The 14215-nt window shown below is 38.0% G+C and carries 13 protein-coding genes and 2 tRNA genes; all 15 read right to left on the reverse strand.

Translation table 11 applies throughout. The annotated features are described in order from the left end of the window. Positions 1 to 47: 47 nt before the first annotated feature. The 15 genes from DFR58_RS11720 to DFR58_RS11790 all read right to left on the reverse strand — a co-directional run bounded on the left by DFR58_RS11720 (position 48) and on the right by DFR58_RS11790 (position 14123). Entirely contained in the window at positions 48 to 1445 is a 1398-nt protein-coding gene (locus tag DFR58_RS11720; RefSeq protein ID WP_114298036.1) for an AAA family ATPase, read from the reverse strand. Positions 1446 to 1586: 141 nt separating this feature from the next. Next, entirely contained in the window at positions 1587 to 2654 is a 1068-nt protein-coding gene (locus tag DFR58_RS11725) for a DUF4097 family beta strand repeat-containing protein (RefSeq protein ID WP_114298037.1), read from the reverse strand. A 110-nt stretch (positions 2655 to 2764) separates the two neighbouring features. Beyond that, positions 2765 to 3565 carry a JAB domain-containing protein gene (locus tag DFR58_RS11730; protein WP_479722739.1) on the reverse strand — a complete coding sequence of 267 codons (801 nt, stop codon included), beginning with the start codon at positions 3563 to 3565 and terminating at the stop codon, positions 2765 to 2767. Positions 3566 to 3588: 23 nt separating this feature from the next. Beyond that, entirely contained in the window at positions 3589 to 4302 is a 714-nt protein-coding gene (locus tag DFR58_RS11735) for a YetF domain-containing protein (RefSeq protein ID WP_341457402.1), read from the reverse strand. A 172-nt stretch (positions 4303 to 4474) separates the two neighbouring features. Next, positions 4475 to 6523, reverse strand: coding sequence for an ABC transporter permease (locus tag DFR58_RS11740; protein ID WP_170138138.1), 2049 nt, complete (start codon positions 6521 to 6523; stop codon positions 4475 to 4477). Continuing rightward, complete coding sequence (locus DFR58_RS11745; RefSeq protein ID WP_114298039.1) at positions 6516 to 7283, reverse strand: ABC transporter ATP-binding protein; 768 nt, start codon at positions 7281 to 7283, stop codon at positions 6516 to 6518. Before DFR58_RS11745 ends, DFR58_RS11740 begins: the two co-directional genes overlap by 8 nt. A 150-nt stretch (positions 7284 to 7433) precedes the next feature. Further along, complete coding sequence (locus tag DFR58_RS11750) at positions 7434 to 8420, reverse strand: sensor histidine kinase (protein WP_114298040.1); 987 nt, start codon at positions 8418 to 8420, stop codon at positions 7434 to 7436. Beyond that, positions 8404 to 9078 (reverse strand): response regulator transcription factor, encoded by a 675-nt coding sequence (locus tag DFR58_RS11755; RefSeq protein ID WP_114298041.1) that lies wholly within the window; start codon positions 9076 to 9078, stop codon positions 8404 to 8406. The genes DFR58_RS11750 and DFR58_RS11755 overlap by 17 nt, the downstream gene beginning before the upstream one ends. A 190-nt stretch (positions 9079 to 9268) precedes the next feature. Further along, positions 9269 to 9754 (reverse strand): HD domain-containing protein, encoded by a 486-nt coding sequence (locus tag DFR58_RS11760; RefSeq protein ID WP_242987574.1) that lies wholly within the window; start codon positions 9752 to 9754, stop codon positions 9269 to 9271. A 62-nt stretch (positions 9755 to 9816) separates the two neighbouring features. Beyond that, the gene (gene glf / locus DFR58_RS11765) at positions 9817 to 10911 is read right to left on the reverse strand and encodes a UDP-galactopyranose mutase (protein WP_114298043.1); all 1095 of its coding nucleotides are present in this window, start codon (positions 10909 to 10911) and stop codon (positions 9817 to 9819) included. After that, positions 10904 to 11953, reverse strand: coding sequence for a lysylphosphatidylglycerol synthase transmembrane domain-containing protein (locus tag DFR58_RS11770; RefSeq protein ID WP_114298044.1), 1050 nt, complete (start codon positions 11951 to 11953; stop codon positions 10904 to 10906). Before DFR58_RS11770 ends, glf begins: the two co-directional genes overlap by 8 nt. Before the next feature lie 11 nt (positions 11954 to 11964). After that, complete coding sequence (locus DFR58_RS11775; RefSeq protein ID WP_114298045.1) at positions 11965 to 12990, reverse strand: glycosyltransferase; 1026 nt, start codon at positions 12988 to 12990, stop codon at positions 11965 to 11967. A gap of 315 nt (positions 12991 to 13305) precedes the next feature. After that, entirely contained in the window at positions 13306 to 13746 is a 441-nt protein-coding gene (locus tag DFR58_RS11780) for a DUF3795 domain-containing protein (RefSeq protein WP_114298046.1), read from the reverse strand. Between the two features lie 115 nt (positions 13747 to 13861). After that, a tRNA-Ser gene (locus tag DFR58_RS11785) sits at positions 13862 to 13953 on the reverse strand. 79 nt (positions 13954 to 14032) lie between these two features. After that, positions 14033 to 14123: transfer RNA gene (locus tag DFR58_RS11790), tRNA-Ser, on the reverse strand. Positions 14124 to 14215: the final 92 nt, after the last annotated feature.

Below are 14215 nucleotides of genomic sequence, written 5' to 3' on the forward strand. Positions count from 1 at the left end.
TTTGTATAAATCTCTATTCATTTATAAAAGAGCAGTTCATACCACAATTAAACAATACTATCGTTATTTACAAGTATAACATTGGAATTTTGTTCTGCCAATTCTTTTAGTCGATCACTAAAACCACTCTTAGAGAATAATATAAAAGTTTTTTCATATTCTGCTAGTTCAATAATTTTCTCAGCTTTCCCTTTCAGTTCAAAAAAAACATCTGCATCCACCGGCTGGTTGTGATATTTACACTCCCCAAGCAATACCTTTTTTCTTTCTTCGTCAAGTGCTACAACATCAATTTCGATGTTAGGACCCCAATAAGATCCAATTTTACTTGGTATAAAATTTATCTTCCCTTCACTGCACAACAACGCAAGCAGCTCCCTGCAAATATCTTCATATACAAAGCTGACATGCTTTTCAATAAAGCTTTTCTTTATCTTTCCTAAAACATATTCAGTATTTTCAAGTTCAAGTTCTCCTTTGTAAGCATAAACAAATCTGAACCAGAATTCTATAAAGTGGTCATTAACAAAGTATAAACCCTTCCTGCTCTTTTCAGGCTGTTTCTCAGTGACAGGTATCCGTTTTTCAACCAGATCCAAATCCATAAGAGTTTTGAGATATGGACTTAATGCATTTGAAGGCATTTCCAGAACACCTGCAAGTTGAGATACCCTATGATTACCAGCTGCAATATTCTTCATAATAGAAAAGTAACTCACAAGTTCTTTGACTTCCTTTTCCAGCAAAAAAACTGGTTCTTCATATAAAAAGCCACCTTTTTGAAGAACTTCACGCTCAATATTTTCTATTAATGGTTCATCATTATCAAAGAAATCAAAGTATTTCGGAACTCCCCCTGTAACAGAATATACTTCTACAAGCTGCTCAAAAAATTTATTGGCATTCGACTTCATAATATCTGTAAATTTTAAAGGAGACAAACGTATTTGCGCTGTTCTTCTTCCATATAAAGGGCTACTGTATGAGAGTACCTGAGCCATCATCATACTGATTAGCGACCCGCAAAGGATAATCATCACATTTTTATCTTTCAGTATTTCATCCCATATTCTTTGAAAAATTGTCGCAAACGCGGAGTTAACATTCACAAGGTATTGGAATTCGTCTATTACCAGTACTTTTTTAGCATCAGGCTTATGTGTTGCAAATATTTTGAACAAGTCTTCCCAATCAGAAAAACTTGCATTTTTTAAATAATCCTGCTTAGTGTATTCCGTCAAAGTATTAGTAAAGCGCTTCATATTCCCAATCTCCAATTCCTCTGTAGCAAGGAAATACATCGCATCTTTATTCTTAATGAACTCCTTTATCAGTGTAGTCTTTCCGACTCGTCTTCGTCCATATATGACTACAAAGCCGCTTCCGCGATTGAACTCACGATCAAGGGTTTTTAATTCTGATTCTCTACCAATAAATTTCTTCATATCTCACCGATACATCAAATAATATATTTTATTTTAGTCTAATCACAATTATATTATATCTTTGTAATATTAAATTGTCAAATACTCCTTATAGTTTTTAGAAAAAAACAGACTCAATTAACTTTCGCTCTATCCTGCCTGTTAGTTCAATATACTTATACCTCCCGATACAGTGCTTATATTTATATCAGCACCTCCCGAACCGACCCTGCCACTTACTTTCTTTTTTGAAGCACCCTCATTCTCCCGGCTCATGTCAAACCTGTTTGTTATATGTCCCGAGGTAGAGCTGGCCTTTAAGTTAAAAGAAGCTTCTTCATCAAGTATCAACTTAACAGAGCCTGAAACGGAGCTTAGCTTATATTCTCCTCTGTCGTCTATCCTTTCGGCCTCTACATATATGCTCCCCGATGTCGTGCGAAAATCGGATATACTCCCAAGGTACGTACCGCTTACATTTATGCTCCCCGATATAGTTGAAGCTGTCATACTCCCCTCTACATCATCCGCTTTAATTCTCCCTGAGGTAGTCCTGCATTTTAATTCTCCCACTGCCTCTTCCAGAGTAATCTCTCCTGAAATGGTTTGCAGTGTCATATTCCCTTTACAATCTTCAACATTTATTCCTCCAGATGTTGTCCCTACACTAAATTTTTCCGATGAGGAGCTTCTTATCTCAATTCTGCCCGACACAGAAGATAAATTCAGCTCTTTAACATCGTTAATGTCTGAAGCTCTTATGTCTCCCGATGTCGAGTTACCGCTTATAATCTCGGCATTTTGGGGAACCGCAATCTCCAAATTTACTTTCTGTCTGTTAATGCCCCACATTCCCGTAATATATTTTACATTTACGTTTATATTTCCGTTGTTATTATCCACATCAATCTTAATTTTATCAATAAGCTGCTCTAAATCCTTCTGGCTTCCTCCGCCCTTTACACTCTTTAATGCAGTTATCTGAATTGAATCCTCTTCCCATGATTTAAATACTATTTCTCCTGCTGTGTTGGCAACAACAAGCCTTCCGTCTTTCTTAAACGGCTCGCTTATTACCTCCGCCTTTTCAAGAGAATTATTACCCGCCGGCCATTTAAAGGATTCTCTTTCGTTAAAGGAAATTATCTTCTTTCCGTTTATTGATAACGCACATCCCGAAAGCATTACAAGCATTATGCCTGATATAAAAATCAATACAAATTTTTTCATAGAGAATTTACCCCTTAAAATCTTTAATGATATATAAGAATAGTACGATAGATCTTTTAATTTGTCTGCAAAAAATAATTTATATTCTATATAGTTATTGAATTAAAATATCAAGCATTTATAAGCCCTCTTTCAGTCAAGCTGGTATATCTGTCCCCCGCCACTATAATATGATCAATCACTTTAATTGATATTGCCTCAAGTGCCGTGATTATTCTTTTAGTTGCTTCAAGGTCTGATTGCGACGGCCTTAAGCTGCCCCCGGGATGATTATGTGCAAGTATTACGCCGCTGGCCTGATGCCTCAGCGCAGCCTCAACAATCAATCTTGGGTACACAGGCGCTTCATTTATTGTACCCTCATGTACCAGAGCAGAATAGTTTACCCTGTTTTGAGAATCCAGGCATATTACAAAAAAAGCCTCGTAAATCCTGCCTGCAAACAGAGAAACCGCGTACTCCCCCGCTTTTAACGAGCTGTTAAGCAGGGGCTTGTCTCTCCACTTATCTTTAAAATATCTTCTTGCCAGCGACGGAACAAGAGATGCCAGAATTGCGGTATTCTCACTGACCCCGCACCTTTTGCAGATATCCTCCGGGCCGGCCTCAAACAGCCCCGAAAGAGACCCAAATTCCTTTATCATTTTATGTGCAAGCTCATTTGTATCCTTCATAGGTATGCAGAAAAAAAGAAGCATTTCCAGCACCTGATGATCCTCAAACGCATCAAGCCCTTCCCTTAAGTACCTCGCTTTTACTCTTTGCCGGTGTCCCTCATGCAGCTTTTTATCCATCATTTCCCCTCCAGACAGGAATATCCTATCCAAAACGCTCTGCAGTCCTCTTAATACCTTCAAATATTCTCCATCCTGCAGTAAATTCCCTTCCTGCTGAAGCAAATTCTGTGGCATGTCCAAATAAAAGTATTATGCTTTCAATGCCTTATATTGTGTATGTCCTTTATATCATCCTTGCCCCTTGATATATATAGCTGCCCATCAGTATTTATTGCCGCATAAAATACATCTCTTTCTGAGCTTATGCTGCTTTTTTCGAGCTGATTATGCAGCCATTCCTTGCTCAAATTCAATTGGACCAGGTTTTCCTCGTATATTTCTCCTTCAACAATCAAAGGGATGCATAATCCCTTATAATTTGTGTTGAGCTTTATTTCCTTTGGAGTTAACGGCTGATACTGGGATTTCTTAAGTATACTGAGCTGTCCTGTGGACTCTATTATGGCAAACTCTATTTCACTGACATCAAAAACCTCTTTTTCCCGGAGCATCATAAGTATTGTATCAATGCTATACTTCAGTTTTCTTAAGTTTTCTTTTACAAATTGTCCGTTCTCTATAACAACAACAGGCTCAAAGGTAAGCAGCTTCCCCAGCCTTTTGCTCTTTATAATAAGAACTCCGTAAAAATATTGCATAAGTATTATCAGCACCACAGCATATGCAACGGGCAAATGCTTTATATCAGGCTCCGCTATGTCGGCACCAACCACTGAAGCTAAAGTTATAATTACCAAAAAATCAAACACAGGAATTTCACCTATTTTCCTTCTTCCCGAGAGCAGTGTCATTACCAGAAACAAAAGCATTATAGAGATAATCCTTGCTGTAAGCATTAAATAAGTCATCATTGAGCTTGCACCTCCTTTACCAAGTATTCTATCCACTTTTTAATATTTATTTTAATAAGTTATCCACATTTAAATAACATTCTGATTATAACTGTTTATAACTACAAAAATACGGCACCTCATATTTTGAGATGCCGTATTTTATAAATCGGGCAAGGACATAGCCGCGTTCTTACCACCTGACAATTCTATAATAAGCCTTAGCCGTAAAGCGGTATACAAATATATATGCAAGTGCAAAAACTACACTTGTCGCCGAAATGCACACTATCGTCAGACCGCCGTTAAACAGTGCAAATGCCTCCAGCAGCCGTATAATCATATTGCCCGCCGCCGCTACATGCAGAAGGGCTGTGGCAAGCGGAAGGAAAAATATAATAAGTATTTGCTTGTTTATTGTGCTCTTCACCTCATCGTCACTCATGCCCACCTTTTGCATAATGACAAAACGATCCCTATCGTCAAAGCCCTCGGATATCTGCTTAAAGTAAATAATCAAAATTGTGTTTGTCAGAAAAAGTATAGTGAAGAAGGCTCCCAGGAAAAGCAGTCCCCCAAACATACCGTTGCTCTGCTGACGGTTGGTGAAAATATTTCTGTAGGAATATCCCATTCCGGTGTCCAGCCCGTCAGTTGCCGCACTGTAAAGCTGTTTGGACAAGGCTACTGAATAAGCTGCACAGTCGCTATTGTCCCCCTTGAGGTTAATAACGGTAGTAAATGAGAAGCACTTACCCCTATCATTAGAGCTGCTGCCCGCAGACGGATTAATTACCGCCCTCAGCTCAAGAGCTGCGGCATCATCCGAGGCCACAATAAACAGCCTTGTCTTGCTTACGGAATTTTTGCCTGCGGTAAATTTTGTGCCTGAAATAATCTCTTTTACAGCATATGTTGTTCCCTGAATGGTAAGCTGTGAGTGGCTTCCTATATCATCATCGGTCAGAAGCAGCAGCTCATGGCTCCCAAGATCTTCTTTCTCTCCTGTTACAGCGTTATATTCCTCTTGTGTTGTTATATAAACATAAAAGTAATTATCATTGTAGTCTTCCGTACCGACACTGATATCTCCATTTTTATTTTTGAATATAAATTCACCGTTTTTTATAATAAGGTTGTCACTGAGGGACTTGTAGGTATACATGCTTTCAATGGCAACGCCGTGCTCACGCGCCAGAGCATCAATCGTCTCTCTGGCCTTGTCGGCATTGGGAAACTTTGCATAATTTTTATTATAATTTATAGATATAACCAAATCATTTGGATTCTGAACCGAAAGTATCTCCTCCTGTCCGAAATAGAGAGCGCAGCAGCCCGAAACCGTCACCAGCACCATAGTCGAAAGAATACAGATGTTATAAAGCCCGGAGGCATTTTGCTTTAAACGGTGCATAAGTCCTGATACTGCTATGAAGTTTCCCGGTTTGTAATAGTATCCTTTATTCCTTTTCAGAGCGCGGAGCAAAAACACACTTCCCGCAGTAAAGAGCATCCAGGTAGCGATTATAACCAGTATAACGGCAGGCCAGAAAAGCAGAAGCGCCGATGCAGGGATTTTGGCTGTAATCGATACGGTGTATGCGGTACACAGAAGAATAAGCCCAATAATTGTCAGTGGCACAACGCCTCTTACCTTCTTCTCACCCTTCCTTTTACCTGAAAGCAGCTCCACAGGCTTTGCAAGGCGCACCTGATTAAGGTTATAAATTGTAGTAAGCACAAATATGCCCGCAAATATCACGGCAGTGACAACAAACGCAGAAGGAGACAGCACGTATTTACTGTTCGGCGCAGTTTTCACGATTTTAAGCAGCAGCACAAAAGCCAGCTTGCCGAACACTACTCCAAACAGAAACCCCAGTGCCATAGACGCGGTATTGAGCATAGCACTTTCCCATAGAATAATTTTTCCCACATGGCGCTTTTCCAGACCCAGAACGGCATAAAGCCCGAATTCCTGCTTGCGGCGTTTAATAAGAAAGCTGTTTATATACAGCATGTACGCAATGGTGAACAAGCTCATTACAACAAGGCCAAACGTCAGCATTGCCTGCATTGTAGGACCAAAGCTCATGTTTGAAATACTTTTTGAGAACACTATGTTTATTATTATAAAATACATAGATGACATAATTACCGTTGCAATAACATAAGGGATATACATACCCTTGTTGCGTACCAGATTTGCTCTGGCCAGCTTGCGAAACAATCCCTTAACCAATGTCAACACCCCCGTCAGACAAAACCGACAGCGTTGACACGACCTTGTCAAAAAATTCGCGCCGTGTGCTTTCGCCCCTGTACAGCTGGCTGAAAAGCTCTCCATCCTTTATAAAAAGAACGCGGGAGGCATAGCTTGCCGCCATTGCACTGTGCGTAACCATAAGAATGGTCTGCCCGCTGCCGTTCAGTTTTACAAATATCTCAAGCAGGTTTGCGGAAGCCTTGGAGTCTAAGGCACCTGTAGGCTCATCGGCCAAAATCAGCTTAGGCTCTGTTATAACTGCTCTTGCAACAGCGGTGCGCTGCTTTTCTCCGCCTGAAATTTCATACGGGAATTTATCAAGCAGCTGCTGTATCGCCAGATCCTCTGCAAGAGGCTTAAGCCTTTCCTCCATTTTCTTTACAGGAGTCCCTGCAAGCACAAGCGGAAGAAGAATGTTGTCCTTAACTGAAAAGGTATCCAAGAGGTTAAAGTCCTGAAACACAAAGCCTAGGTTATTTCTCCTGAACACAGATATTTCTTTGTCCTTTATTGTGCCAAAGCTTTTTCCGTCCATAATAATATCGCCGGAGGTTGGCTTATCAAGTGAAGCCATGATGTTTAGAAGTGTTGTCTTTCCCGAGCCGGATGCACCCATAACAGCAATAAATTCACCCCTGTTTACCTCAAAGCTTACATCTGTAAGCGCCGTACACTGTTTCCCTCCCAGCCGTGTATTGTATATCTTTTTTATATGTTGTACTTTTAGCAGTTCCATTTTACACTCCTTAGCCTTATATTAATAATTTACCGGTATTTCCTTGTCTTTTAATAAGAAGTATAACAAAAGGAGAAGTTCTCCGCCATATACACAGGCTTACACTTCTCCCTTCAAAGCTTACATTATTGTAAGTTTTATACCGTATTATCATTCCGCCGTCTGAAGCCTGTCGGGGAAGACAATTCTTGCACTGGTACCGGCGCCCGGAGTTGAAGTAATTACTATCTCAATTGCGAGCTGATCCGCCACACGCTTTGCCATATAGAGCCCGATACCGCTTGCGCGCTGATCCAGCCTTCCGTTATACCCGGTATATCCCTTTTCAAAAATACGGGCCAGATCCTCAGAGCGTATCCCAATTCCGGTATCCCGGATAACAAGCCCCTTCCCATCAAGTCCAATTTCTATTGTTCCCCTCAAGGTGTATTTTACTGCATTTGAAAGCAGCTGCTCTATTATGAAGCCCAGCCACTTGCTGTCTGTAGTCACCATTTGCTCCATATCGCCCAGCTCTACGGAAAGCTCGCTGCAACTGAACAGCACAGCAAACTTTTTAAGGCTTTGCCTGACAATTACCCCAATCTCATATTCCCGTATTACAAGATCACTTGACAGATCCTCCAGCTTTACATATTGCAGGGCCATCTCAACATACCGTTCTATCTTAAACAGCTCCTGCCTGAAAAGAGAGGCATCACCCCTTCCGCTGTCCAAGGCCAGACGCATGGCTGAGATGGGAATTTTTATCTGGTGCAGCCACATGGTGTAATAATCCATTTGCTCCGCGTGTGCCGAAGAAATAGCATTTGAATGCTCCTCTGTTATCTTGTACAGGCTGCCTGCTATTTGCTGGTACTGCCATTCTATATCATCGTCCGCCCCGGGAAAGCGGTGTGAGTATTGGCCTATGTGCCGGTTTATTTCTTCGAGCTGCCTCCTCTTGCGCAAAAACCTACTTAAATCATAGGCAAGCCACAGCAAAAACAGGAAGGTACACATTAAGACACCGTACCCCAATATGCCCATATCCATCCCGTAAACGTAAAAAACAGCAGAAAACACAGCCACAAAGCACATGTAAAGAAGAATCACAGCCCTTCGGCTTTTAAGATACAGCTTAATCATGTACAGCATACCCTATACCCTTTTTCGTTGTGATAAAGTCCGAAAGCCCTATGTCCTCAAGCTTCCTTCTGAGGCGGTTAATGTTCACGGTAAGCGTATTTCCATCTATAAAGCTGTCACTGTCCCACAGGGCTTGCATGAGCTGCTCCCTTGATACAATATTATTCTTGTTTTCAATAAGTAATCGCATAATTCTCAGCTCATTCCTCGTAAGCTCTATGCTCTGATTTCCATATATAAGCTCCCCACGTCCCACATCAAGCTCAGCTTCCCCTGCTTCAAGAACAGACCTGTCACTGTAGTAGCTATAAGTTCTCCTCAACAGGGCATGTATTTTTGCAATAAGCACATCCATAGAGAACGGCTTTGTTACATAGTCATCTCCGCCCATATTTACAGCCATTACAATGTCCATATTCTCCGCATGTGAGGATAAAAACAGAATAGGCGTGCTGGATTTCTTGCGTATCTGTGCGCACCAATAATATCCGTTATAGAAAGGCAGAGAAATATCAAGCAGCACAATATGAGGCTGATTACTGTCAAATTCAGCCATAACATTTTGAAAATCCGTAACAGCACTTGCATGAAAGCCCCATTTCCTCATATTGTCAGACAGCAGGCCTGCTATCGTCATATCATCCTCGACAATCAGTATACGATACACCGCACACCCCCGCGTTTACATCTTTTACTATACTTAATTGCTTCATTCCGATTACATCCTGTATAAATAATTTTCACCAAGTATATCATAAATAATTCAAAAGTAAAAGCATGTGCTGTGCCATTAATTATAGTCATCCGGCAAATAATTGCGGCATTTTTTTGGAGTATTATTAAACATTAATTTCACTTTATCCTGCAAGCATAATATTAAATTTAGATAATTCTCTTGTAGTTTTAGTTTTTTTATATAATCCAAGCATCTCCATTGTCGCACAATACTTGTCTGCCATACATACAACAAAAGACTCTTTATACTTCGGAAACAAGAATAGTGTAGCTGGCCACATATGTTTTTTAATGATATCCTGTTCAAGCTTTGTTAACTCAAAATGTGTGTTTGCTTCTTTGAGTGCTAACTTGCTATGGGTAAAAATATTATAAATAATAGATTTTGTATCTTTTGTTCTAAAATCATGAAGCAATGCGCCTCTTGCTGCATTATTCTCATTTAAGCCCAATCGTTTGCATATGACATAGCTTATATAAGAAGTATACACCAAATGGTTTAATAGAGTTGCATTTTTTGAATGCTGTTCCAGTTTATCCATTGATTGAACAATGGGATTCTCAATAAGCTCTGCAATTGCTTGATTAAATTCATCTATATACTTCATTTCTAACATATCCCTTCTTAAATTTAGACTTAATATTATTTACTTTGAAACACATTCGCATGTTATAATCTGGCTATTACATTTAATGCTGACTCAATCACCTTGTCCATATCATAATACTTGTAGCTTCCTAATCTTCCTCCAAAAATTACATTAATTTCTTTTGCCGCAAGGTAGCTATATTTAGTATACACCTCATTGTTGTATGTGTCATTTATCGGATAATAAGGCTCTTTGTCAATATTCCATTCATCGCTGTACTCATAGCTAATAACTGTTTTTTCTTGTTTACCAAACTCAAAATGCTTGTGTTCGATACTGCGGGTATAAGGAATATCCCTGTGAGTATAATTTATAACTGCATTACCTTGAAAATTATCCGTATTTAAAATCTTGTTTTCAAATCTAATACTTCTGTACTGTAATGGACCGTAACAGTAATAAAAGTATCTGTCTATGGCTCCAGTATATACAACAGTTTTGGCCAAGCTGTCAAAATGCTCTTTTTGGTCCAAGTAATCTACCGAAAGATATATTTTGGTACCCTCTAGCATTTTTTCGCAGATTTGTGTGTATCCACCGATAGGAATGCCTTGATAGGTATCATTAAAATAATTGTTATCATATTGAAACCTTACGGGTAATCTTTTAATAATAAATGCCGGAAGCTCCTTGCAGCTTCGGCCCCATTGCTTCTCAGTATATCCTTCTATTAATTTTTCATATATATCTCTGCCAACAAGGGAAATCGCCATTTCCTCAAGATTTTTAGGATACTCCCCAATTTGGCTTGATTGCTCTCTTATTTTTTCTTTTGCTTCATCTGGAGTAACAGCCCCCCACATTTTGTTAAATGTGTTCATATTAAACGGAAGATTGTATATTTCCCCCTTGTAGTTAGCAAGAGGGCTATTAATGAAGTTATTAAAGTCAGCAAACCGGTTGATATAATCCCATATTTTTTTATTTGACGTATGGAAAATATGAGCGCCATATTTATGGACATTGATATTCTCAATATTTTCAGTATAAATGTTTCCGCCTATGTGACTGCGTTTTTCTATCACTAAGCATTTTTTACCTCTGCTTGTCATTTCACTGGCAAATACACAGCCGAATAATCCTGCTCCTACTATTAAATAATCAAATTTATTCATGTAACAAACTCCTATTCCGTATAAATTTCCTATTAAATAGTACAACAAATATCCCCACAATAAAGATTAGATAAAAACTAGCACTTCTTGTAATAATCATTGAGGCAGCCAAATATTTTTTCGTAAATATACTTCTTAAAGCACTTATATAAATAAGCTCCGTTATACCTTGAGCTCCAGGTATTGGCAGCATATCTACCGCCACATAAATTGCAGCTTGGATATAAAGTATAGTAAAAATACTTTTACCTTCCAAAGGCAGTCCTAAGTAAATAAAAACGGGGATCAGTAAAAGCGAGGATCTTTGTATAAATGTCAGCAAAGTCAAAACTCCCATTTTAAGCTTATTTTTAAACAAAAAATCCACCGAATCTTTATATCCTTCTATAAACGAATCTATTTTTTCGTTACGGCAGTTATTCTCTTTTAATATTTTTAATTTTATTAATAATCTCATGAGTTTATGGATAATAGATTTTGTTTTTTCAGGTATCAGCATAAAAGCAAGTATCACAAAAAGAATTAAAATATTTAACGCTAACCCCAGATAATACACCCATATATAAACACCAAAGTATTCAGTAATGCCTTTTGACCAAAAAAGGAATAATGCTATCCCCATAATGACCATAACTAGTTTATAAAAAAGTGCCATAGATAAAAGAGCTACTGTGCTTTTAGCGGCGTCGTTTCCATCCTTTGCCATATAATAAAGCTGAGCCGGCTGTCCGCCTGAGGCAGAAGGCGTTATTCCCGAATAAAAATATCCGATTAATACGTATTTTAAGCATCTAAATATAGATAGCTTTTTATGCTTTAGCTTTAACAGTATCCATAAAATAATGCTTTCTGTATACACAAATACCAGTGCAGCCGTAAGACAAAGGAGACTCACAAATAAAGATACATTACCGAGGCTTTTTATTAAATCCGATATGTTATTTCCATAGAATATTGTATAGCCTGTAAGAAAGGCTACCATTAAAAACAGCAGCCCATTTACAAATGCTTTATGTTTTTTTAAAAAAGTAAGTATTTTCATTTAATCTCCCTCTAAGCGAACATGTACCTTCTCTTGGCAAAGCGGTAACACGAAATTGATACTTTATCACATATAGGCTCCGGCAGTGTAGAAACCACATTGAATGAAAAATACTTAACCTGATTATAAAGCCATTTGTCTGTATCTCTAAGTTCTGCCCACAGTTTTTTCATTTCAGATTTGTATTCATTTGTATTTGCCAATGAGCATAAAACAGAAGTTATTGACATTAAAATGCATATTTGCCGTATCATATACTTTGTAAGCTTCGGAGACATTTGTTTTATTTGCTTTATGTTATAACTATTCAAAACTGTTCTGGTCACCGTAAACTGTTGATCAATTCGCTTTAGCATAGATTTTTCATTCACAGATTGGTCTTCTCTTCCGATATAATACTGGTAAAAATCTATATCAAGATATATCAGATTTTTTACATAAGGCAAAGGCTGGTATGCAAATATATTATCAACATAAAATGTATGCTCCGGCAGCTTTACGCCTGCCATCCTTATAATATCTGTTCTGAAGGTCAGCGCATGCATTAAAAAATATTGTGATATAGTAAAGTACTTTATATCCTCCCATGTAGAGATCTTGTTTGAATCAAATACATTTCTATAATGAATTCGGTGAAAACTACCTTTATCCAAGTGATTATACACATAGTTGGAAACAAACAAATCGATTGTTTTATCACTATGCTCCACTACCTCTTTAATTTTGTTAAGCAGTGTTAAATAACTGCCTTCGTTCACCCAATCATCAGAATCTACAACTTTAAAATAAATTCCGTTTGCTCGTTCTATTCCAACATTTATACCCGAACCATGGCCTCCATTTTCCTTATGCACAGCTTTTATAATATTTGGATAAAGATTTGCATACATATCTGCTATTTTTCCGGTGTTGTCTGTAGAACCATCATTTACAATAATAATTTCTACATCCTCTCCACCCGGCAAAAGAGATTTAACACATCTCTCTAAATAGGCTTCAGAATTATAGCTTGGAACTACAAATGTAATATACTTCATGTCTAAAAGTCCTTCCTTATTTTAAGTTTGATTCTTTAATTATCATATCCTTATTTTAAATTTAATGCTTTAATATTATCATAATACAAAGGATTTAAATATATATAAATATATTATAAATCAGAGAGATAAACTGCAAAGAAATTATAAATAAATTATTTATAAACATTATGTTTTCTTTATAATATATTGTGTCCTACCTAAAACAATACAACCCACCCAATAGATATATCCCTAAAAACGGCACAATAAAAAACCAGTGTCTCAAACCTTGAAATACTGGATTTTGGAAAGTTAGGTGAATAAAGAGAGCCGTTAAGTCAATGATTGCTGTGTTAATTTTTTTAAGGTTGCTTTTTCTTGGCACTCGCTACATTTGACATCATGTAAGGAGATTATTCCACCACAATGCGGGCAAGTCCATCTATCTAATTCCGCTTTCATAAAGACATCTATCCCACTGTCCTTGACGGTAATGCTGCTTTGAATAATGCTTGCACCATATCGTGTATTATAGCTTTTCTCGAGTATTTTTATTTGTTTGCAGGGAAATCCTGTACATTCGTAGCAATATGTAATGCCTTTATCTTTGGCACAATCCTTAATTTTACATTTGCGGCAATGTTCTGGTTTTCCTAAATCTCCTGCCAGACAGCCTGCACAAGATTTTTTTGAATAGCAATGCTTATAACAAACCATGCAATTCATACCACATGGAGCAAACATATTAATTTCAATTGTACTTGGCATTTTCATGGGCTACACTCCCTTAAAGAAAATATACATAATCTGCATACAATGTAACATAAAAATTGTAAAAGCAAAAGGACTTAAACCACGATGGTCCAAGTCCTTTTACTTCATTTTTAAATGGCGGAGAAGCGGGGATTCGAACCCCGGCGCCAGTTACCCGACCTAACGGTTTAGCAAACCGTCCCCTTCGACCTACTTGGGTACTTCTCCATAGCTGTAGCTTCGATAAAATTTGATTTTGGATTTGTAAGGCCATACCGTATACAGCCTTACAAATCATTTGTTTTTGTGGCGGAGAGAGTGAGATTCGAACTCACGGTAGGCTCACACCTACGCCGGTTTTCAAGACCGGTGCCTTAAACCAGCTCGACCATCTCTCCTTATGCTTCTTAAGCCACAATAGATAATATAACATGTCCTAAACACATTTGTCAATATAAAAAATAAAGATTCTTGAAGTTCTTAAAATTAC

The organism is Anaerobacterium chartisolvens, from assembly GCF_003337415.1.
GTDB classification, from domain to species: Bacteria; Bacillota; Clostridia; order Acetivibrionales; family DSM-27016; genus Anaerobacterium; species Anaerobacterium chartisolvens.